Origin of the sequence: Paeniglutamicibacter sp. MACA_103 (assembly GCF_045798555.1) — a bacterium.
Lineage (GTDB): Bacteria > Actinomycetota > Actinomycetes > Actinomycetales > Micrococcaceae > Paeniglutamicibacter.
In genome coordinates, this window is sequence record NZ_JBIXLN010000001.1 from 88,369 (window position 1) to 108,969 (window position 20,601).

The window sequence follows — 20,601 nt, forward strand, 5'->3', positions numbered from 1 at the left end:
AGCGCGGAGGAAGTGAAGACTTAGGCACTCGCGGACCGTCGCCCTGAAGCGGCATGGGATAAGGACTGCGTCGCATGGGAAAACCTGAAGCAAATATCAAACGCCATGAGAGCGCCAATACGCTGGGTGCCGAATTTTTCAAATCAAATCTGCAGCTTGACCAGACGCAATCACGTTCCCTACAATGTCATCGAGTTATTCACGCCCGGAACAGATGGTGAACTAGTCGTGGGAATCGAACAAATCATGAACCGGATTCTGCATAGCCTCGCACGCGGCGAATGATCCGATCTACACCAAATCGCATGGGCTGTTATGGGGGCACCCAAGGCCGATAACCCATCCCTGAAAAGAGTTATCGCACAACTTCCCAACTGCGACCGCTACGGCAGCACGAATCACGCCGAGGCGCGAAAGACTCCCGGCGGCGACGGTCTAACGCAAGGTTCCACCTTGCCGTATATCAAAGTGCCCGAATGATTCGTCGAAAAATATCGCTCTTGTCAATAATCGTCCAATGCTTCTCAGTGGCCAGTTCAAACGACCATAGATACCCCGCCTGAATCGCCACGAGTTGATGAAGCCGGAGTCCATTGCCCGCCTGAAATGACGGGGCCCGCCGTTCACGGCGGACTCCGAAGTCAATATTGCCGGGCGGGTAGGGACTAGAACGCGTCGGGGTGAAGACCCTTGGCGATCTGCTGCACCGTGCGGATGTTGCCCCAGGATCCCGGCATGACGTCGCTGGAGTCGATGGCCACCAAGCGGTCGTTCTTCACGGCTTTCACCTGCGGGAACTTGGTGCGCAGGAAGTCCAGGGTCGCCTTCTCGTGGGCCTTGTCGAGCGTGGTGAAGACGATGACCTAGGGGTTCTTGGCCACGAGCGTTTCGGGGGAGATGACCGAGGAGAAGAACTGCGCGAATGCCTTGTCGTCGGGGCTGAAGACGTTCTCGCCGCCGGCGACCTCGATCATGTTGTACTCGATGCCCGCGCCGATGGCCGAGACGGTGTTGCCCTCCACGAAGAGCTCCGCGACGGATGGCTTCTCGGCTGTGGCGACACGCTGTTGGACGTCTTCGAGGACTTCCTGGGCCTCGGCAGCCAAGGCCGCTGCTTGTTCGGGTGCGGCGAAGATCGTTCCCATGTTCTCGATGTCGGTGAGCAGGTCGGTAACCTCCGCGCTGCCGCGGCGCTCGGCGCAGCCGGCGGTGGCGATGTAGGAGTCGGCGCCGGCCGCCTTCAGCTGGTCGATGCTGGCGAATCCCTGCTCGGCGGTGAACTCGTAGCTGGTGGGTGCATAGACCAGGTCCGGCCCAACGCCTAGCAGCACCTCGCGTGAGGGCGGTCCCTGCTCGGTCAGCTGTGTGGCGGTTCCGAGGCTCGCGAGTTCCGGCAGGAGTGCTTGGCCCTTGGTCTGTGCCTCGGCTACGACTTTGTCCGCCAGTCCCAGGCGCACCAGGATCTCGGACTGGCCCGGCGTCATGGCCACCGCCCGCTGCGGCACCCCGGCGAAGGACAGCGTGCGGCCGCAGTTCTCGATGGTTTTTTCGGCACCGGCGGATTCCGCGGGCACGATGGCGGAGACGGCCTGCCCGCAGGCGGTCAGCAGGGTGCCGCCCAGCAGCAGGCCGGAGATCAAAAGCAGGGGTTTGTTGTTCATGCGAGTTCCTTGACTGGTTCGGTGTGGTGGTTCGTGGGTTGTGGCTCCACGGGCGTTGCCGGGGGCAGCTTGGCGACGGCGATCAGCGGCCGGCCGGTCAGAGGGTGCTCGAGCCGCCGGGAGTCCACGCCGAAGCCGGCGCGGATGGCGTTCTCGTCGAGCACCTCGTGCGGGCGGCCGAGCACCTGGAGTTTTCCGGCCCGCATCAGGGCCACGTTGTCGCAGAACTCGGTCGCCAGGTTCATGTCGTGCAGGGCGGTGAGCACCGTGAGCCCGCGGGAAGTGGCCAAGGACATGAGCTCGAGCTGGAAGGCGATGTCCAGGTGGTTGGTGGGCTCGTCCAGCACCAGAACAGGGGTCTGCTGGACCAGGGTCCGGGCCAGGAGCACGCGCTGCTTTTCGCCGCCGGAGAGCCCGGCGAAGTAGCGGGTGGCCAGATGCGTTGCCCCGACTTCGCACAACGCGGTGTCGACAAGCTCGTGGTCGGAGGCCGTATCGGCGCCGAATCCGCGTTGGTGCGGCACCCTGCCCAGCATTGCCATCTCACGGACAGTGATGGGGAATTCCTGGGTGGATTCCTGGGCCATGACGGCGATCCGCTTGGCCACGTCGCGGCCGTCCAGTTTCCTGACGTCGTCCCCGTCCACGCGCACGACGCCCGCGGAGGGTTTCTGGGCGCGATAGAGGGTGCGCAGCAGAGTCGACTTGCCGCAGCCGTTGGGTCCCAGGATGCCCAGCACCGTTCCCGAGGGCACCGCAAGGGACAGGCTGTCCACGATCCGCCGGCCGCCGATCTCGACGCTGACGTTTTCGAAGGAGACGTTCACGCTCCCACCCCCGCTCCGCGGGCGCCGGAGGTGCGCATGAGCCAGAGGAAGAAGGGGGCGCCGACGGCGGCGGTGAGGATTCCCAGCGGAATCTCGGCCGGCTGGGCCACGGAGCGGGCCAACAGGTCGGTGAGCATCAGGAAGAGCGCGCCGCCCAGGATCACCAGTGGCAGCATCCGCCGGTGGTCCGAGCCCACGATCATGCGCACCGCGTGCGGCACCACCAGGCCCACGAAGCCGATGCCGCCGCACACCGCCACGGTGGTGGCGGTCAACAGGGCGGTGGCCAGCAGCAGCGTCCGGCGCATGGAGGTGACGTTCACGCCGAGGGCGATCGCGGTCTCGTCGCCGGCGAGCATGGCGTTCAGCGCCCGGGAGCGGGCCATCGCGTAGACACCGACCACGGCCAGGGCGAGCCCGGGCAGGACCAGCTGGCCGTAGCTTGCGGCCGAGACGCTGCCGAGCAGGAAGAACAGCACGGAGTAGACGTTCTGTGCCTCGGTGGTGATGGTCAGGAAGTTGGTGATGGCGGCCAGCAGGGAGCCCAGGGCGACGCCGGCCAGGATCAGCCGGGAGGGCGCGATGATCCCGCCCTGTTTCGCCAGCAGGTACACCAGCACTGTGGCCCCGGCGGCGCCGAGGAATGCCGCGGCGTTCAGGCCGATTCCTGCCATGGCGGTGGAACCCGCGACGATGGCCAGCACCGCACCGACCCCGGCCCCGGCCGAGACACCCAGGATGTAGGGCTCGGCCAGCGGGTTGCGGACGTTGGTCTGCAGCAGCGCGCCGGCCAGCGCCAGGGAGGCCCCGGCGACGCCTGCCAGCAGGGTGCGCGGCAGGCGGAAGTTCCAGACGGCCTGGTCCTGCGAGACGCTGATGGTTCCGTCGCTCATCCATGCCATGCCCGGGAGCAGGTGGCCGGTGATGATTTTCGCGGCTTCGGCCAGCGAGGTGGCCAGCGGTCCGGAGCCCGCGGAGATCAGGATGACCAGCACGATGCCGACGGACAGCAGTGCGGTGGTGCCGTGTCGCCGCCAGGCGGCAGGTCTGGGCAGCGGGGACCGCGGCGAAGGAGGCGCGGGGCGCGGCGGATCCAGGGTGGTTATCGGGGAAGCGTTCACATTGGTCACGCTATCGCGTATGAGAATCATTAGCGTTAAGTGTTACGCGTGCGCCAGGACCCGACTACCGCTGTGGATCTCCGATTGAAGACATCGAAAATCGGCGGATACCGGGTGTCACTTTCAAGAATGGGCCCATGCCGAACAGGCCGATGCGGCATGCGCCACGGTCGCTGGAACTCAAGCCTCCAAGACAATGAACAGGAAGGCCATGAAACGTGGATCAATGCGATCCTTGAAAAAGTCCGGGAACTTTTCAAGTGCTTCCGGTGACGGGGCCGGCTCTCCAACATGGGTAATGCGGAATCCCGAAGCTATGACGGACCCGAACATGGAGGACAGTGATCTGTCCCAGAAATTCAGTTGGGCTTCTTGACCGCCCATGGCCCAGCTCTCGGTCCTCTTTCGGGTCTCGAAATAGTTGGTCTTTTCTCCCTGCTCCTTTTTTCCGAGCCAAGTAGCGAACGGATGCTCAACGGAGAGAACCAAGCGACCACCTGGTTTGAGTACGCGTCTCATCTCCGCCAGGGGCGACTGCCAGTCCTTGAGGTAGTGAAGGGAGAGGGAGCAGACAACATCATCGAAGGTTTCATCATCGAACGGCAAGGGATCGGCCAAATCGGCGACACGAAGGTCGGCGTCGGGCCCTAGCCGGCCACGCGCCACGTCCAGCATGGCCTGACTGCCATCAATGCCAACGACCGTTGCTCCCCGCTCGAGGAGATCGGCGAGGGTCGGTCCAGATCCGCAACCCGCGTCTAGAACATGGTGGCCGGTCACGTCCCCGAGCAGCGAGCGTATCGCGGGCCGGTTGTAGTACTCGTTGAGAAGGCTGGAGTCGTTCTCTGCCGTATAGCCGTCGGCAATGGTGTCGTACGCAGCAGCAGCGGACTTCTCTTCAGTGCTTGGCAGGTTCATGCAGCCATCGTGCCACACAGGGCTGCAATGGCCGCCCGGCGTACCGAGGCGCGCCACCGTGTCGGAAGGCCGGAAGACGCGGCAGTCAAGTTGCAACCGGGGCAGGAACCCGGGCCGCGGGTGGCGGTGGTGCGACAGCGATCAGGGGCCGTACATGGGGCCGGGGGTTTCGTCCGTGTCCAGGGGCCGGACTTTGCTGTCCTCGAGGTAGAGATTGGTTCCGGTTTGGTCCTTGAGGGTAAGCGTGGCGATCAGCGAGACGGCCACGAGCAGGAACAGGTAGGTCGACACGGCGATCGTGGTGTTGAAGGTGCCCACGAGGGCTGTGGCGATGGTGGGGGCGAAGGCGCCGCCGAGCACCGCGCCCAACGCGTAGCTGATCGAGGAGCCGCTGAGCCGGATGCGGGCGGGGAACAGTTCGGCGTATAGGGCCGGCAGCGGACCGTAGGACAGGCCCATGACCGCACCGAAGACGATCAGGGCGATGGCGACCATGCCAATCTGGCCGGTGTCGATGAGCAGGAAGAGCGGGTACAGCCAGGCGAGCATGAACACCCAGCCGATGATGTACATCTTGCGTCGGCCGATGCGGTCGGAGAGCACCCCGGAGACCCAGGTGGAGATCAGCCAGGCCACGGACCCGATGGTGATGATGTTCAGGATCGTGCCGGCGTTCAGCTCCAGGCGCTTGGTGGCGTAGCCGAGGATGAAGCCACCGGTGAGCATGTACCCCGCGGCGTTGTTGCCCATGAAGATCAGCGTGGCCTGGACAACCTTGCCGCGGTGGTGGCGGAAGAGGGTGCCCAGCGGGGCGGTCTCGGTCTGCTTGGTGGCCTCCATCTCGTGGAAGACCGGGGACTCCTCGACCCGGGTGCGGATGTAGTGCCCGATCAGGATCAGCACGAAGCTCAGCAGGAAGGGCACCCGCCAGCCCCAGGCCAGGAACTGCTCATCGGTCAGTGCCGCGGCGAAGATGGCCGTGACTCCGGCCGCCAGCAGCATCCCGGCGGGAACACCCAGCTGCGGGAAAGCCCCGAACTTGCCGCGGCGGTCGGCCGGGGCGTGCTCGACGGCCATCAGTGCCGCCCCGCCCCACTCGCCGCCGGCGGAAAAGCCCTGGACGACGCGCAGGAACACCAGCAGGATCGGTGCCCACACCCCGATTGTGGCGTAGGTGGGGAGCAACCCGATCAGGGTGGTGCCCGCGCCCATCAGGATCAGGGTGATGATCAGCACCACCCGGCGCCCGTACCGGTCCCCGACCCTGCCCATGACCACCGCCCCGAAGGGCCGGAAGAGGAAGCTGATGCCCACGGTGGCGAAGGAGACGATCGCGGCCGCCGTGCCCTCAAGCCGCGAGAAGAACAAGGGGGCCAGCACCAGGGCGGCAGCGTTGGCGTAGATGAAATAGTCGTACCACTCGACGGTCGTGCCGATCATGGTGGCACCGGCCACCCGGCGCTGTTCGGGAGTCATCCGCTGGGAGGCCGACTGGGTGGTGCCCATGACAGTTCCTTTGTCCGCAAAAGGCTGGGGCCCGGACCCAGTGGGCAGGACCGCCACTTGTCTAATGCTCACATTGTAGGGCCTTGCGCACACCGCGGCGAGATGCTCCGGGCCTTGTCCGTGACGAGGTTTCTCGCCCGGACCCTGAAGCCCTGGAACGCGTGGTCACCATCATCACCCGGGGCCGCGTGGTCCGCGGGTACGGCCTGCGCCTCAGCCGGCGGCCAGTCGGTTCCTGCGGCGTCGGCGCAGCACGAGGTAGAGCCCGAGCGCCACGCACAGTAGGTAGATGCCGCCGACCGCGGCCCAGCCCAGCGCAAAGCCGCCCGGCGAGCCGACCAGGGTACCCATGAGCAGCGGGCCGATGGTGAACCCGCCGAACTGCCCGGCGGTGACCATGCCGGTGGCCATGCCCATCGAGGATGACGGGACGCTGCGCACCACCGCGGCCATCAGCACCACCGAGACCCCGAGGGCCGAGGCGCCGTGCAGCGCCACGGCGAGCCAGAGCAGTGCCGCCGATCCGGTGGCGCCGGCGACCAGGAACACCCCGGCACCGGCGAGCGCCATCACCGCCAGCAGCAGCAAGAGTGGCGGGGCCGCGGTGCCCCGGGACATCATCCGTCCCCAGCCCACGCGCGCCGCCACGCCGATCGCGCCGGCGGCGGCTGCCGCCAGGCCGCCGAGCACCAGGGAGAAGTCCAGTTCGCGCACCGCATAGAGGGAGAGATAGACGTTGGTGGCCTGCACGCCCATGCCGTTGACGAAGCCGAAGGTGGCCAGGGCCCAGATCAGGAACCTCAGGCTCGGCGGCTCCGGAGCGGGGCCCGCCGCGGCCACCGGCCCCACGGGTTGCGGGACCTTGGGCAGCAGCGGCACCGCAAGCAGCACGCGCAACGCCACCACGCCCAGGAGCACCGCGGCCGCGGCGCCCACGCCGCTGGCCCCGTGCCAGCCGATCCAGGCGGCGAGGGCGGGAAAGCCAATGCTGGCCACAAGCTGGCTGACCTGCACGCCCGATTGCTTGATGCCGATCCAGCCGATGCGCTGTTGCTCCGGGACGCGCTGGGCCAGGATCCGGTTGGTCACGCCGTTGGGGAAGGACTGGGCCAGGCCGGCCAGGCCCGAGGCCACCAGCAGCAGGGGATACCCGCCGGGGATAGCGGCCAGCAGCAGGGCGAGCGCGGCCAGCACGAAGACCATGCCCAGCAGGCGGGCGTCGGGCTGGCGGTCGCTGAAGCGGCCGAACGCCGCATTGCCGATGGCGCCGGCTCCGAAGCAGACCGTGGCCAGCAGGCCGAATTGCGCCTCGCTGATGGCCAGCTCGGTGATGACCAGCTCGCTGACGGCGCTCAGCCCGTAGGTCAGCAGCGGGCCGATGCCCACCGCGACCAGCAGGATGGCCAGCAGGGAATACCCGGGGTGCCCGGCGCGTGCCTTCATCCAGGCTCTCCTCAAGTCAGTCGGGGATTCCGGGGGATCCCGGACCGGGCTCCAGTGTTTCACACCCGGGGCGCGTCCCCGCAAAGCGCGTGAGGGCCCTTGAATGCCCCCGCCCCCGGTGCTAGACCTGAAGGCATATGGCACCGGCTCATGGGCGTCGCCCGGTGGGGGCGGGGAGCCCTGCGCGCCGGTGTGGATTCCAACCGGGCCCGCGCGGCCCGACGAAGGGGCTCTGATTCCCATGGCAGGCAAGCCGCTGCAGGACGACGTCACCGACAAGGACCTGGCCGTCTCGCCGCCCCTGCGCAGCGCGGTGGGCCTGCCCAGCCTGCTGGCCTCCATTCCCCTTGCGCTGAACGAAATGGGCCCGGGCCGGGCGGCGAAGACGCTGCTGCACATGAACCAGAAGGACGGCTTCGACTGCATGAGCTGCGCCTGGCCGGATCCGCCGCACCGCAAGACGGCCGAGTTCTGCGAGAACGGGGCCAAGGCGGTGTCCTGGGAGGCGGACCCGCTGAAGGTGCCCTCCACGTTCTGGGCGCAGCACCCGGTCTCCGAGCTCAAGGAGCGCAGCGAGTACTGGCTGGGGCAGCAGGGCCGCCTCATCGAGCCGGTCTACAAGCCGGCCGGGTCCGACCTCTACCGCCCGGTCTCCTGGGAGAACGCCTTCGGCCTCATCGCCGGGGAACTGCAGCGGCTGGACTCCCCGAACGAGGCCACCTTCTACACCTCGGGCCGGGCCAGCAACGAGGCCGCCTTCCTCTACCAGCTCTTCGTGCGCGCGCTGGGCACCAACAACCTGCCCGACTGCTCGAACATGTGCCACGAGTCCACGGGCGTGGCCCTGACCAAGAGCATCGGGGTGGGCAAGAGCGCGATCGCCTACGAGGACTTCGCCAAGGCCGACCTGATCATCGTCATGGGGCAGAACCCGGGCACCAACCACCCGCGCATGCTAACCGCACTGGAGGAGGCCAAGGACGCAGGGGCCTCCATCGTGGCCATCAACCCGCTGCCCGAGGCCGGGCTGATCAACTTCAGGAACCCGCAGCGCCCGCGCGGGCTGGTCGGCAAGGGCACCGCCCTCGCCGATGCGTACCTGCAGATCCGCCTGGCCGGGGACATGGCCCTGATGCAGGCGCTGGCCAAGCGCGTGTTCGAGGCCGAGGATGCCGCTCCGGGTTCGGTGCTCGCCCACGACTTCCTCGCCGAGCACTGCACCGGGCTTCAGGCCTACCGCGACCACCTCTCCACCCTGTCCGAGGCCGACGTGCTGGCCGCCACCGGGCTGGACAGCACGCAGATCGACGACCTGGCCCGCCGCTACCTGCTGGCCGACCGGGTCATCGTCACCTGGGCCATGGGCCTGACCCAGCACACCAAGGCCGTGGACACCATCACGGAAATCATGAACGTGCTGCTGCTGCGCGGGAACATCGGGCGCCCGGGCGCCGGGCCCTGCCCCATCCGCGGGCACTCCAACGTCCAGGGGGACAGGACCATGGGCATCTGGGAGCAAATGCCCGAAGCCTTCATGGACAGGCTGGCGGCCGAGTTCGACTTCGAGCCGCCGCGTGGGCACGGCTGCGACGCGGTGCAGAGCATCCAGGGTATGGCCGAGGGCCGCATCAAGGTGCTCGTGGCCCTCGGCGGGAACCTGGTCCACGCCGTGTCCGACACCAATGCGGCGCAGGAGGCCATCGGGCGGACGCGGCTCTCGGTGCAGATCTCCACCAAGCTCAACCGCTCCCATGCCTTCACCGGTGCCGCGGCGCTGATCCTGCCGACCCTGGGGCGCAGCGACATCGACGTGCAGAAATCCGGGGTCCAGTTCGTCACCGTGGAGGACACCGTCTGCGCGGTGCACGCCTCCCAGGGCCGGGTCATGCCGGTCTCCGACAAGATGCTCTCGGAGGTCGCCATCGTCTCGCGCCTGGCCCGCCGGGTGCTGGGGCCCGACCACCCGTTCACCTGGGAGGCCTTTGAGGAGGACTACGACACCATCCGCGAGCACATCTCCCGCGTGGTCGACGGCTTCGAGGACTTCAATGCGAAGGTGCGGGTGCCCGGCGGCTTCATCCTTCCGCACCCGCCGCGGGATACGCGGACCTTCCCGACCCCCAGCGGCAAGGCGGTGATCACGGTCAACGAGCTGGCGACCCTTGCGCTGCCGGCCGGGCGGCTGATCCTCCAATCCCTGCGCGCACACGACCAGTTCAACACCACCACCTATTCGCTGAACGACCGGTACCGCGGGGTGCACAAGGGGCGCAACGTCATCTTCGTGAACCCGCAGGACCTCGCCGAGCTGCACCTGGCCGACGGCTCACACGTGGACGTGCACTCGGAAGCCGGGGACGGGGTGGATCGGGTGCTTCGCGGATTGCGGATCATTTCCTACCCCAGTGCCCGCGGCTGCGCGGCGACCTATTTTCCGGAGGCCAACGTGCTGGTGCCGCTGTCCGCGACGGCCGAGGGGTCGAACACCCCGGTGTCCAAGGCCGTCATCGTGCGCCTTGAGCCGGTCGCGGCGCCGGCCTTCGGCTAGATTGCGGCCGGTCCCGGCGCCTGTGACGGCACCGGTTCTTCGGGCCCTTGGTCCAGGCGGAAGGGCGGATAGGCGTCGGTCAAAAGCACCACATAGGCCACGGTCCGCTGGATCCAGCGGTTCAGCCCCAGGATCAGGTCAAAGAGCCCCTGCGGGTAGCGGCCGGTGACCAGCAGGATCACGGCGGCGATCAGCACCAGCACCCCGAGCAGGGTGATGCCGGTGTCTTCGGTGTCCCATGAGCCGCCGGAGAGCGCCCCGATGACCAGCAGGTGCGGCAGCGCGAGCAACCACGACTTCACCAGCACCTTCCATCGCGAGAGCCGCGCCGGGTAGGCCACGTCGAATTGGGCTGCATAATTTCCGCGCGCCAGGGTGAACGGCGGGTAGTCGTCGGTGCCCAGCACCCCGTAGGCGTAGTACGACACCCGCCATTGCCAGCGCAGCACCCCGACGGAGAACTGGAACCACGAGGCGGGGTACCGCCCGGTCGCCAGGATCACCAGGCCGGCGGCAACGGTCACCACGCCGAAGGCCACCCACAGCAGGAGAAGCACCACGAGGTGGGGGATGGCCAGGAACCACTTGACAAGCCACATCCAGCGCGAGAGGCCCGGGTCAAGCCGGCCGGACAGGCGTACGGGCCCCGTAGTTCCCGCACCCGGTTCGCCGTTCCCGGCCGGGGCACCGGCCGAGATGGAGCGCCCCAGGCCGGCGGCGCCGACGAGGATGGCCGCAATGCCCAGGCCGGTCCCGGCCAGGGCCATCGCGAGGCCCTGGGGCATCTCGCGGAAGTCCTCAATGGCCAGGGATCCGAGGGAGGCGAGAACGAGCAGCGCCCCGATCAGGAGCATCGCCAGGTGGATGGCGGACATATGTGGTTGGTCGGGTGTCGGGGTGCTCGGTGCTGGCTGGGTGGTCATGGTGTTCGGCTTTCACGATGTTGGAGAGGGGGACGAGCGTGGATTAGATGGTGATGGCGATCTTGCCGCGTGCCTTGCCCGCGACCAGGTAGGCCATGGCCTCGGGCACCTGCGCCAGGTCGAAGGTCCGCTCGAGGTGCGGGAACACGGCGCCGGATTCGATGAAGGTATCCAGTTCCTCCAGGTCGGTGGCGCGCTGGGCGGAGGCCAGCATGCCCAGGCGCTGGCCGATGAAGGGCGAGATCGCCACGGCCCGGAACTGGCGTCCCATGCCCAGCCACTTCCCGGTGCCCTCGCCGCCGACGATGATCGCGGTGCCCGTGGGCGTCAGGGCGCGGCGCAGCCGGCGCAGGCCCGGGTTTCCGGCGATGTCGATGATCAGGTCGTAGCGCCGCGAGCCGTCGGCAAAGTCCTCGCGCGTGTGGTCGATGGCGTGGTCTGCGCCCAGCTTCAGCACCAGGTCCTGCTTGGTTGGCCCCGCGACGCCGGTGACCTCGGTGCCCAGCGCCTTGGCCAGCTGTACGGCATGGCTTCCGACCCCGCCGGAGGCCCCGGTCACCAGGACCCGCTGGCCGGCGGCAATCCGTCCCGCGCGCAGCGCCTGGAGGGCCGTGGCGCCGGAGACCGGAAGCACCGCGGCCTGGGCGAAGTCCAGGCCCGAGGGTTTGGGGGCCAGCCGGTCCTCGCGGGCCACCGCGTACTCGGCGAAGGTTCCCTTCCCGAATCCGTGCACCGCGTCACCCACCGCGAAGCGGGTGACCGCGGAACCGATCGCCGCCACCGTGCCGGCCAGATCGAGGCCGGGAACGGGGTTCCGGGGCCCGCGCAATCCGAAGGCCAGGCGCATGAGCAGCGGCGTGCCCGTCATGACGTGCCAGGTTCCGCGGTCCAGGCCGGCGGCGTGCACTCGCACCAGCACCTCGTTGTCCCGCGGCACGGGGATGGGCAGGTGCGCCTCGTGGAGCACCTGCCCATCCCCGTAGCGGTCCTGCGCGATGGCCCGCATCGAGCCTTGGGGCGGAATGCTTCCAACGGTTTCGATTCCTCGTGCTGGATGTCGCTTGGCGCCGTTCATGGCGTTTCCTTCCGGGATGCAAGGCCTCGCGAGTCGAAACCTTACTTAGTACGAGAGGCTAACTTACATTGTACGAAAATGCGATAGGATCGGGCCATGAAGTCCGAGGAAATCCGGGAAAAATCGCCCGCACGCATGCCGCTCAGTCGGGAACGGGTGCTCACTTGCGCCGTTTCGATTGCCGACCGGGACGGCATCGGGGCGCTGACCATGCGGTCGCTGGCAACGGCCCTCGAGGTGAAGCCCATGTCCCTCTACTATTACGTGGCCAACAAGGGAGAGATCCTGGATGCGCTCGTCGACATGGTCTATGCGGAAATCGATGTCCCGACGGTAGGCGGGGAGTGGAGCAATGAAATGCGCCGCCGCGCGGTCTCGGTGCGGGAAGCGCTGGGCCGCCATCCCTGGGCCATTGGCTTGCTGGAGTCACGCACCGCCCCCGGCCCGGCGACGCTTCGCCACCACGATGCGACCCTCGGGGTCCTGCGCGCCGCCGGGTTCTCCGTCAAGTCCGCGGCGCATGCCTATGCGTTGCTGGACAGCTACACCTATGGCTTCGCCATGCAGGAAGCCGCGCTTCCCTTCAGCGGGCCCGACACCGCGGCGAGCGTCACCGACCCGATCGTCCAGATGTTCGCCACGGGCGAGTACCCGCACCTCATGGAAATCGCGACGGAACACGTGTTGCAGCCGGGATACGACTTCGGCGACGAGTTCGGGATCGGCCTGGAGCTGATTCTCGAATCCCTGACGCGCTGGATCGACGAGGGCTAGGGTTCCCTCGTCCGCTTAGCTGTTCTCGGTGCCCAGCAACCGGCGAGCGAGGTCCTTCACGCGGGCGTGAATGTCATCGCGCACCAACTCCATGCGTTCGCGGCCCTCGATGCCGCGCAGGCTCGGTTCGTCGGTTTCCCAGGTTTCCACCCGGACCCCGTCGAGTTCCGGAACCTTGGCCTCGGCGCCCAGGACGATGACCAGGCCGGCCTCGCGCATGTGCTCCTCGGTCAAGGGCTTTGGCTGTTCGGCGGTGATGTCGACACCCAGGTCCAGCAAGACCTCGGCGGAAAGCCCGTTGACGGCGGATCCCGGATTGGTCCCGGCCGAGGTTACGACGACGTCGCTGCCCGCCTCGAGCTTCATGAGCCCGGCCGCCATCTGGGACTTGCCGCCGTTCTTGACGCAGACGAACAGGACGGCCGGCTTCTTGGTAGTGTGTGCGTTCTGTTCCATGCTCATGCCTTCGGTGCCAGCGTGGCGGCCAGGGAATCCAGGGCGCCCGGAACCAGCGAGTAGTAGGCCCAGACCCCACGCTTCTCGCGGTTCAACAGCCCCGCCTCGACCATGACCTTCAGGTGGTGGGAGACGGTGGGCTGGCCCAGTCCCAGGGGTTCGGAAAGGTCGCAGACGCAGGTCTCGGCTTCGGGGGACGCGGAAACGATCGACAGTATGCGCAACCGGTTGGGGTCGGCGAGCGCCTTGAAGCGCGCGGCGAGGGCCTCGGCCTCGGTCGCTTCCAGTGTTTCCTGCCCCTGGGCGGGGACGCAGCACGGGGCGCCCGCTTCGGCGGCGGGGACAGCGGCGATTTCCTCGCGGGTATGAATGGCTACCGGGGTGGACATGTGGCATCCATCGCTTTCTTTTCGGCTCCGGACCGGAGATTGACAATCGTCGATATATGCAAGGATACTCGATATATCGACGCTCGTCGATGCTTGCTTTCTGGAGAAGGATTTCCGTGACACCCACCATTGCGCCCGCAGACACGGGGCACATCACCGCCAAGCTGTCCACGCTGGATCGGTACCTTGCCCTGTGGATCCTGGCTGCCATGGCGCTGGGGCTCGGTCTGGGCCGGCTGATTCCCGGACTCGGCGCGGCGCTGGATTCCATCCAGGTCGCCGGTGTCTCCCTGCCGATCGCCCTGGGCCTGCTGGTGATGATGTATCCGGTGCTGGCCAAGGTCCGCTACGACGAGACGCACCGGGTCATCGGCGACAAGAAGCTCATGATCACCTCGCTGGTGATCAACTGGCTGCTGGCCCCGGCCTTCATGTTCGTCCTGGCCTGGATCTTCCTGGCCGACCTGCCCGAATACCGCACCGGGCTGATCATCGTCGGACTGGCCCGCTGCATCGCCATGGTGCTGATCTGGAACGACCTCGCCTGCGGAGACCGCGAGGCGGCCGCCGTGCTGGTGGCCATCAACTCCGTCTTCCAGGTCGTCGCCTTCGGCGCGCTGGGCTGGTTCTACCTGCAGCTGCTCCCGTCCTGGCTGGGGCTTCCCACCACCAGTGCCGAATTCTCCGCCTGGACCATCACGCTCTCGGTCTTGGTCTTCCTCGGAATCCCGCTGGTTGCCGGATTCCTGACCCGCACGCTGGGGGAGAAGGCCAAGGGCCGCGAATGGTATGAAAACAAGTTCCTGCCCAAGCTCGGCCCCTGGGCGCTCTACGGCCTGCTGTTCACCATCGTGATCCTCTTTGCCTTGCAGGGCGACACCATCATCGCCAAGCCCCTGGACGTCGCGCGGATCGCGCTGCCGCTGGTCTTCTACTTCACCGTCGTCTTCGGTGCCTCGATGCTCATCGGCCGCCTGCTGGGCATGGGGTACGAACGCACCACCACGCTGGCCTTCACCGCGGCGGGCAACAACTTCGAACTGGCCATCGCCGTGGCCATCGCCACCTTCGGGGTCACCAGCGGCCAGGCGCTGGCCGGAGTCGTCGGCCCCCTCATCGAGGTGCCGCTGCTCGTGGCCCTGGTCTACGTCGCACTCTGGTCGCGCAAGTTCTTCCCTTCCTTCAACCCAGCAAAGGCACGAGCATGAACACCACCGCCCCCAAGCCCTCCGTCCTGTTCGTCTGCGTCCACAACGCGGGACGCTCGCAGATGGCAGCGGCCTTCCTGTCCAACCTCTCCGCCGGTCAGATCGAGGTCCGCTCCGCCGGCTCGCAGCCGGCCGACACCGTGAACCCGGCGGCCGTGGCAGCCATGAACGAAGTCGGCATCGACATGTCCGCCGAGGTTCCCAAGATCCTCACGACCGAGGCCGTGAAGGAATCGGACGTGGTCATCACCATGGGCTGCGGAGACACGTGCCCGATCTTCCCCGGCAAGCGCTACGAGGACTGGGAACTGGAAGACCCCGCAGGGCAGGGCGTCGAGGCCGTCCGGCCGATCCGCGACGACATCCGCGCCCGCATCGAGACGCTCATCTCCGAGATGCTCCCCGCCACCGCCTAGCGAGTGCACACCCCAGGGATGGAGAAGGACATGAACGAGAACCACCCGGTGATTGTCATCGGCGCCGGGCCCATCGGCCTGGCCGCCGCGGCACACCTGCTCGAACGCGGGCAGCGGGTGCGCGTGCTGGAAGCCGGCAGCAGCGCCGGCTCGGCCATCCAAAAATGGGGGCACATCAGGCTCTTCTCCATCTGGCGCTGGAACATCGACGCCGCGTCCCGCCGGCTGCTTCAGTCCCCGGCCGAGGGCTACGCCGGGGACTGGCAGGCACCACGCGAAACCCGGCTCCCCTATGGTGCGGAACTGGTCGAGGAATACCTTCGGCCGCTGGCCGCCCACCCCGCCCTGGCGCCAATAATCAGCTACGGGCACCGCGTCACCTCCGTCACCCGCATCCAACCCGATGGCGGGGGCATGGACAAGGCGCGCACCCACGGACGCGAGGACTCGCTCTTCCTGGTGCGCACCGCCACCGCATGCGGTCCCGAGGACCTGGTGGCCCGGGCCGTCATCGACGCCTCGGGAACCTGGGGGAGCCCCAACCCGGTCGGCCGCTCCGGCATCGAGGCGATCGGCGAGGCCGAGGCGCGTGCCGCCGGCCTGGTCACATCCCCGCTGCCCGACCCGCTGGGAGCGGGCCGTGAGCATTTCGCCGGCAAGAGCATCCTGGTGCTCGGTGCCGGACACTCCGCGGCCAACACCCTGATCAGCTTGGGCCGGCTGCGCCAGCGGCAGCCCGACACCCGCATCCTTTGGGGACTGCGCGGGGTCGCCAACCCGATCCGCCTCTACGGCGGCGGATCGGCGGACGAACTGCCCGCCCGCGGACAGCTGGGCACGTCCCTGCGCCGCTTCGTCGAAAACGGCGACATCTCGATCCTTGAAAACGTTTCGGTCACCTCGCTCGAACGCGGTCAGCGGCTTGAGGTGTCACTGGCCGACGGGCGTCGGCTGGAGGTGGACCTGGTGGTTCCATCCACCGGGTTCCGCCCCGATCTTTCGATGCTTTCCGAGCTTCGCCTGGACCTGGATGAGATCGTGGAGGCCCCGCGCAAGCTCGGCCCGCTCATCGACCCGGAGTTCCACAGCTGCGGCACCGTTTCCGCCCACGGCGAGCGCATCCTGGCCCACCCCGAGACCGGCTTCTACATCGCGGGCATGAAGAGTTACGGGCGCGCCCCGACCTTCCTCATGGCCACCGGCTACGAGCAGGTGCGCTCGATTGCCGCCTCGCTGGCCGGGGACCGCGTATCCGCCGACAACCTTGAACTGCAACTGCCCGAAACCGGCGTCTGCTCCACGGACCTGGGCGGTTCCTGCGACTCCCCGGCGCCGGAGGCGCAGTCAGGGGCGGAAGCATGCTGCGGCCCGCAGCCGGTCTCCATCCGTTTCGCCACCGGAACGCTGCACGGACACGCCGAGCTGGTCGGCGGCAAGGACAAATAGCCGGGGCGGCCGGAGCCGCCTGCCCGCGACACCGGCACCTTCGGGCGCGCCCGGACGGACGCACCCTCTCCCGGCTTCCGGCTGCCGGCCTCCGGAGTCCAAACCGTCGGTCGGGTTTTCTAGACTGGTTTCATGGCAACGTCGTCATCGGGCCCAGGTTCCGGCAGCATCACAGATGCTGTTCGCACCGATGCGGCGGCCCACGACTTGTCGTTCGGAGCCCTGGTGGGACGCGGCCTGGACATCGACGCGTTCTTGGCCGACTACTTCGCACACACCGGAGTGGACGGGATTCGCACGGTCACCCTCGCGCTGGGCCGGGCGCCCGTTGAGGTGGAGCCCTTCGAGATGGTCGAGGGCATCGGCGCGCTGGAGTCCCTGAAGTCCTGCGCCGGCGCGGTGCAGGCCGAGATCACCTGCGCCCACGTGGATGCCGTCACCGCGGACCGCACCGAGCGAGGGGTTCGAGTGAAGCACCCGAGATGGGGCATCGGCGGGGACGTCGCCATCGCCCGGCATGAGCCCCCGCGTTCCGGAGTCGAATACGTGAACTTCTGCCAATTGCTCGTCTCCGGGCTGCCGTTCACCCTTCAGGGACTGAAATACGGCGTGGTCAACGAGGCCGAGGCGCGGATCATCTACCGCGAGACCCGGCACCTGGATGCGGCTGCCAGGACTGAGATCGACGCCCGTTTGTTCACCGACGTGCACACCTGCTTCGGCCTGGGCGGAATAAAACTCGCCTCGATGATCCGCCACTGGGCCCTGGCCTACGCGAGCGACACCGAGACGGAAGTGGCCGCCAAGGCGATGAAGGACCGCTACGTCAACATCTATCCGCTCGACGCGCACCGGATGAAGCTCGTCGGGATCCTGCCCACCGAATACGGGGTGGCGATCGCCCAGGTCCTGGCCCGGGAAACCGGCCACGCCCAGGCGGCGGGCGACGTCCGCAACAGCGCCCAGGTCGCCGCCGACACGGTCCTGGAAGCGCTGACCGGTGTGAGCGACCCCTCCAATTTCCCCGTTCAGCTGAGCCTGGTGATGACCGACCGAACCCTGTACCAGGGTCATTCGGAACCTGCATACCTGCAGGGATACGGCATCATTTCCGCCCAGAAGGCCCGGGAGCTGTTCGTCGGGAATCCGGCGAACCCGCTGGATTCCTGGCTCCGCCGGCTCTACACCGCCCCGGGAACCGGGGACCTCGTGGCCATGGACCAGAAAGCGCGCCTGTTCACCGGCGGACTGAAAAAGTTCATCACCGTCCGCGACCAGTTCTGCCGCACCCCGTACTGCGGCGGCCGGATCCAGCACCTGGACCACATCGTCCAGTCCGCCCGCGGCGGGGAAACCCGGGTTGAAAATGCCAGTTCCCGATGCGCCTGGTGCAATGCCACCAAGGAGGCACCCGGCTGGGAGGAGGCGCCCGTCCCCGGGGGCCGGCACACGCTGCGTGTCACCACCTCCAGCCGACACGTCCACACCTCCATGGCACCGCCGATGCCAGGCACGGATATCTACCCGGTGCAACCGGTCTCCCCGCCTCCGCCACCCCACCGGCGGCAGTAGGCCGCGCCTCGTGGTAGTGATGTTTCCGTTGGCCAATCTGTGTTTGTGTGCCTCAGGGGAAGAATCCGGACCGGCCCGCTTTGGCATGCCTCCTGTCAATACAACTTCGCGCCAGGCGCGGTTCCCTCTTAATAGAACCCTGATCCCGCCAATTCGAGTGGCGGCGACCGGGCGCGCTATGGTCGACTAGATGCTGTTCATGTGTCGTTAACCAGGAGGACTCCTTGCCGTACCAGGCGAAAAAACCGATGGCCGCCGCGCCCGTACTTCAAGCCCTCCCGAAGCGACGGATAGCGTTGGCGCTTGGCCTTGGCCTCGTGCTCACCGGCTGCGGCGCCGACTACCCCCTAGGCGAGGCGCAACGCCAGGCCGCGGAGAACAACTCCTCGAACCTCACGGGCACCGTCACCGGCGGCGGCTCGAGTGCCCAGAACTCGGCCATGAACGCCTGGATCGGCGGATTTGCCACGATGCATCCCAAGGTCCAGGTGCAATACGCATCGGTGGGTTCCGGCGCGGGACGCGCGGGCCTGTTGGCGGGCGCCACTAACTTCGCCGGATCCGATGCCTACCTCAAGGAGTCGGAAGTGGCCCGTTCCCAAGAGACTTGCGGACCAGCCGGGGCCATCAACATCCCCACCTACATCTCGCCGATTTCCGTAGCCTTCAACCTGCCGGGCATCAAGGAACTGAACTTCGATGCCGCAACCATCGCCAAGATCTTCGGCGGCAAGATCACCTCGTGGCAGGACCCCGCCATCAAGGCGTTGAACCCGGGTGTCGCCATCCCGGATGTCCCCCTGACGGCCGTCGCGCGCTCGGACGACTCGGGCACCACGGAGAACTTCACCGACTACCTGCATGCCGCCGCGCCCGAAAACTGGACGCACGATCCTTCCGGATCCTGGCCCGGCGGGCTGGGCAGCGAGCAGGCCCAGGGCAACTCCGGGGTCGTCACCACGGTGGCCCGCACCGTCGGTGCCGTGACCTACGCCGATGATTCGCTCGTGGACAAGACGCTGGGCAAGGGGAAGCTGCGCGTGGGCGATTCCTTCGTTGCCGTCAGCGGCGAAGCGGCGGCCATCGCGGTCAGCGCCTCGCACCGGGTCCCCGGCCGCGGCGCCAACGACATTGCCCTGGAACTCGACCGCAGCACCACCAAAACCGGTGCCTACCCACTGGTCCTGGTCTCCTACTTCATCGTCTGCAGCGGCTACACCGATCCGAATACGATGGAGCTGGTCAAGGCCTTCGGCCACTACGTCGTCAGCGACGAGGGACAACAGGTCGCCGCCGATTCGGCCAAGAGCGCGCCGATGCCCAAGGAGCTTGCCGCCGAGGCCGCCGCGGCGATCGATTCGATCACGCTGCGCCAGTAGTTCCCTGCACGCGACCTGCCCAACGCCTCATGGTGATGGGCAGGTCCCGTTCCATTTTTCACCGGCTTGAAGATGCGGGCCACCAGCACCGGCGGGGTTGTCAGCAGCAGGGACAGCAGACACACCGCGGCGCCAGGTATTCGCCTCCTGGTCCGCCGACCGGTCCCCGTCGGCGCGCCCGGGGTGGAACCTACGCGCAATTGCGCCCTAGCGCGCCCCGTTTTCAGGTCCCGGTCCTTGGAGAAAGTTCCGAGGGAACCAACAGCTAGAGCAGTGCGGCGAAGCGTTCCGCGGCCGCGGTCGCCCCGGCGACGATGATCTCGTCGTCCTCGTGCAGCACGGTCTGGGTGGTGGTGTAGTCCCAGTCGCGGTCCTGCCGCTTCACGGCCACGACGGTGACGTGGTGCCTGGCCCTGATCCCGGTGTCTCCCAAGGCCTTGCCCAGCGCTTCCTTCGGCGGGCGGGTCTTGACCATCGCGAACCCGTCCTCGAACTCGACGTAGTCGAGCATGGCGCCGCGGACCAGGTGCGCCACGCGGCGCCCCATGTCCTGCTCGGGGCGGATCACGTGTTCGACGCCGAGCTGCTCCAGGATTTGCCCGTGCGCGGCGCTGACGGCCTTGGCCCAGATCGTGGGCTTGTTGAAGCGCAGCAGTGCCGAGGTGGTCAGGATGCTCGCCTCCAGGTCGCTGCCGATGCCGACCACCGCGCGGTCGAAATCGTGCACCGAGAGCTGGCGCAGCACCTCCTCCTTGGTGGAATCGGCGCGCACCACGTGGGTGAGGCGACCGTTGAACGATTGGACGATGTCCTCGTCGTTGTCGATGCCCAGCACCTCGGTGCCGGCCGCGGCAAGCTCCAGGGCCAGAGCACCGCCGAAGCGCCCGAGCCCGATGACCACCACTGAGTTGGCCTCGGCGATGCGTTCCATCGATTTGG

The 20,601-nt window shown here is 67.4% G+C and carries 18 protein-coding genes; 7 read left to right on the plus strand and 11 right to left on the minus strand.

What is annotated here, in order from left to right:
- Positions 1-863: 863 nt before the first annotated feature.
- The 6 genes from ACIPVK_RS00375 to ACIPVK_RS00400 all read right to left on the minus strand — a co-directional run bounded on the left by ACIPVK_RS00375 (position 864) and on the right by ACIPVK_RS00400 (position 7,476).
- On the minus strand, positions 864-1,661 hold the full coding sequence (locus ACIPVK_RS00375; RefSeq protein ID WP_407610005.1) for an ABC transporter substrate-binding protein: 798 nt from the start codon (positions 1,659-1,661) through the stop codon (positions 864-866).
- Entirely contained in the window at positions 1,658-2,488 is an 831-nt protein-coding gene (locus tag ACIPVK_RS00380) for an ABC transporter ATP-binding protein (RefSeq protein WP_407610006.1), read from the minus strand. Before ACIPVK_RS00380 ends, ACIPVK_RS00375 begins: the two co-directional genes overlap by 4 nt.
- Positions 2,485-3,618, minus strand: a complete 1,134-nt coding sequence (locus tag ACIPVK_RS00385; RefSeq protein ID WP_407610007.1) for a FecCD family ABC transporter permease — start codon at positions 3,616-3,618, stop codon at positions 2,485-2,487. The genes ACIPVK_RS00380 and ACIPVK_RS00385 overlap by 4 nt, the downstream gene beginning before the upstream one ends.
- 171 nt (positions 3,619-3,789) lie before the next feature.
- Positions 3,790-4,527, minus strand: a complete 738-nt coding sequence (locus ACIPVK_RS00390) for a class I SAM-dependent methyltransferase (RefSeq protein WP_407610008.1) — start codon at positions 4,525-4,527, stop codon at positions 3,790-3,792.
- A 141-nt stretch (positions 4,528-4,668) separates the two neighbouring features.
- On the minus strand, positions 4,669-6,033 hold the full coding sequence (locus ACIPVK_RS00395; protein WP_407610009.1) for an MFS transporter: 1,365 nt from the start codon (positions 6,031-6,033) through the stop codon (positions 4,669-4,671).
- Positions 6,034-6,246: 213 nt separating this feature from the next.
- Complete coding sequence (locus ACIPVK_RS00400; RefSeq protein WP_407610010.1) at positions 6,247-7,476, minus strand: MFS transporter; 1,230 nt, start codon at positions 7,474-7,476, stop codon at positions 6,247-6,249.
- A 241-nt stretch (positions 7,477-7,717) separates the two neighbouring features.
- On the opposite strand from ACIPVK_RS00400, the gene ACIPVK_RS00405 reads away from it, so the two are divergent.
- Positions 7,718-10,024, plus strand: coding sequence for an FdhF/YdeP family oxidoreductase (locus tag ACIPVK_RS00405; RefSeq protein WP_407610011.1), 2,307 nt, complete (start codon positions 7,718-7,720; stop codon positions 10,022-10,024).
- On the opposite strand, the gene ACIPVK_RS00410 is transcribed toward ACIPVK_RS00405, so the two are convergent.
- A complete protein-coding gene (locus tag ACIPVK_RS00410) occupies positions 10,021-10,947 on the minus strand; it encodes a DUF4389 domain-containing protein (RefSeq protein WP_407610012.1) in 927 nt (308 codons plus the stop codon). The genes ACIPVK_RS00405 and ACIPVK_RS00410 overlap by 4 nt on opposite strands.
- 43 nt (positions 10,948-10,990) lie before the next feature.
- Complete coding sequence (locus ACIPVK_RS00415) at positions 10,991-12,022, minus strand: NAD(P)-dependent alcohol dehydrogenase (RefSeq protein WP_407610013.1); 1,032 nt, start codon at positions 12,020-12,022, stop codon at positions 10,991-10,993.
- A 96-nt stretch (positions 12,023-12,118) separates the two neighbouring features.
- On the opposite strand from ACIPVK_RS00415, the gene ACIPVK_RS00420 reads away from it, so the two are divergent.
- Positions 12,119-12,796 carry a TetR/AcrR family transcriptional regulator gene (locus tag ACIPVK_RS00420; protein WP_407610014.1) on the plus strand — a complete coding sequence of 226 codons (678 nt, stop codon included), beginning with the start codon at positions 12,119-12,121 and terminating at the stop codon, positions 12,794-12,796.
- 15 nt (positions 12,797-12,811) lie between these two features.
- Here ACIPVK_RS00420 and ACIPVK_RS00425 read toward each other — a convergent pair whose 3' ends face one another.
- Positions 12,812-13,252, minus strand: a complete 441-nt coding sequence (locus ACIPVK_RS00425; protein ID WP_407610015.1) for a low molecular weight phosphatase family protein — start codon at positions 13,250-13,252, stop codon at positions 12,812-12,814.
- 2 nt (positions 13,253-13,254) lie between these two features.
- The gene (locus ACIPVK_RS00430) at positions 13,255-13,641 is read right to left on the minus strand and encodes an ArsR/SmtB family transcription factor (protein ID WP_407610016.1); all 387 of its coding nucleotides are present in this window, start codon (positions 13,639-13,641) and stop codon (positions 13,255-13,257) included.
- Positions 13,642-13,730: 89 nt separating this feature from the next.
- On the opposite strand from ACIPVK_RS00430, the gene arsB reads away from it, so the two are divergent.
- The 5 genes from arsB to pstS all read left to right on the plus strand — a co-directional run bounded on the left by arsB (position 13,731) and on the right by pstS (position 19,662).
- Positions 13,731-14,849, plus strand: a complete 1,119-nt coding sequence (gene arsB, locus ACIPVK_RS00435; RefSeq protein ID WP_407610017.1) for an ACR3 family arsenite efflux transporter — start codon at positions 13,731-13,733, stop codon at positions 14,847-14,849.
- Complete coding sequence (locus tag ACIPVK_RS00440; protein WP_407610018.1) at positions 14,846-15,265, plus strand: arsenate reductase ArsC; 420 nt, start codon at positions 14,846-14,848, stop codon at positions 15,263-15,265. The genes arsB and ACIPVK_RS00440 overlap by 4 nt, the downstream gene beginning before the upstream one ends.
- Positions 15,266-15,295: 30 nt before the next feature.
- Positions 15,296-16,711 carry an FAD-dependent oxidoreductase gene (locus ACIPVK_RS00445; protein WP_407610019.1) on the plus strand — a complete coding sequence of 472 codons (1,416 nt, stop codon included), beginning with the start codon at positions 15,296-15,298 and terminating at the stop codon, positions 16,709-16,711.
- Between the two features lie 132 nt (positions 16,712-16,843).
- Positions 16,844-18,283 carry an HNH endonuclease gene (locus tag ACIPVK_RS00450; RefSeq protein WP_407610020.1) on the plus strand — a complete coding sequence of 480 codons (1,440 nt, stop codon included), beginning with the start codon at positions 16,844-16,846 and terminating at the stop codon, positions 18,281-18,283.
- Positions 18,284-18,531: 248 nt separating this feature from the next.
- Positions 18,532-19,662, plus strand: a complete 1,131-nt coding sequence (gene pstS, locus ACIPVK_RS00455) for a phosphate ABC transporter substrate-binding protein PstS (protein ID WP_407610101.1) — start codon at positions 18,532-18,534, stop codon at positions 19,660-19,662.
- A gap of 265 nt (positions 19,663-19,927) precedes the next feature.
- Here the strand turns inward: pstS and ACIPVK_RS00460 are convergent, their stop codons facing one another.
- Complete coding sequence (locus ACIPVK_RS00460) at positions 19,928-20,593, minus strand: potassium channel family protein (protein ID WP_407610102.1); 666 nt, start codon at positions 20,591-20,593, stop codon at positions 19,928-19,930.
- Positions 20,594-20,601: the final 8 nt, after the last annotated feature.

Coding starts and splice junctions, on each gene's coding strand:
- ACIPVK_RS00395 (WP_407610009.1), bottom strand. CDS start 6,033: ATGGGCACCACCCAGTCGGCCTCCCAGCGGATGACTCCCGAACAGCGC.
- ACIPVK_RS00410 (WP_407610012.1), bottom strand. CDS start 10,947: ATGACCACCCAGCCAGCACCGAGCACCCCGACACCCGACCAACCACAT.
- ACIPVK_RS00440 (WP_407610018.1), top strand. CDS start 14,846: ATGAACACCACCGCCCCCAAGCCCTCCGTCCTGTTCGTCTGCGTCCAC.
- ACIPVK_RS00450 (WP_407610020.1), top strand. CDS start 16,844: ATGGCAACGTCGTCATCGGGCCCAGGTTCCGGCAGCATCACAGATGCT.
- ACIPVK_RS00415 (WP_407610013.1), bottom strand. CDS start 12,022: ATGAACGGCGCCAAGCGACATCCAGCACGAGGAATCGAAACCGTTGGA.
- ACIPVK_RS00400 (WP_407610010.1), bottom strand. CDS start 7,476: ATGAAGGCACGCGCCGGGCACCCCGGGTATTCCCTGCTGGCCATCCTG.
- ACIPVK_RS00445 (WP_407610019.1), top strand. CDS start 15,296: ATGAACGAGAACCACCCGGTGATTGTCATCGGCGCCGGGCCCATCGGC.
- ACIPVK_RS00425 (WP_407610015.1), bottom strand. CDS start 13,252: ATGGAACAGAACGCACACACTACCAAGAAGCCGGCCGTCCTGTTCGTC.
- arsB (WP_407610017.1), top strand. CDS start 13,731: ATGCTTGCTTTCTGGAGAAGGATTTCCGTGACACCCACCATTGCGCCC.
- ACIPVK_RS00430 (WP_407610016.1), bottom strand. CDS start 13,641: ATGTCCACCCCGGTAGCCATTCATACCCGCGAGGAAATCGCCGCTGTC.
- ACIPVK_RS00460 (WP_407610102.1), bottom strand. CDS start 20,593: ATGGAACGCATCGCCGAGGCCAACTCAGTGGTGGTCATCGGGCTCGGG.
- ACIPVK_RS00405 (WP_407610011.1), top strand. CDS start 7,718: ATGGCAGGCAAGCCGCTGCAGGACGACGTCACCGACAAGGACCTGGCC.
- ACIPVK_RS00375 (WP_407610005.1), bottom strand. CDS start 1,661: ATGAACAACAAACCCCTGCTTTTGATCTCCGGCCTGCTGCTGGGCGGC.
- pstS (WP_407610101.1), top strand. CDS start 18,532: ATGGCCGCCGCGCCCGTACTTCAAGCCCTCCCGAAGCGACGGATAGCG.
- ACIPVK_RS00420 (WP_407610014.1), top strand. CDS start 12,119: ATGAAGTCCGAGGAAATCCGGGAAAAATCGCCCGCACGCATGCCGCTC.
- ACIPVK_RS00390 (WP_407610008.1), bottom strand. CDS start 4,527: ATGAACCTGCCAAGCACTGAAGAGAAGTCCGCTGCTGCTGCGTACGAC.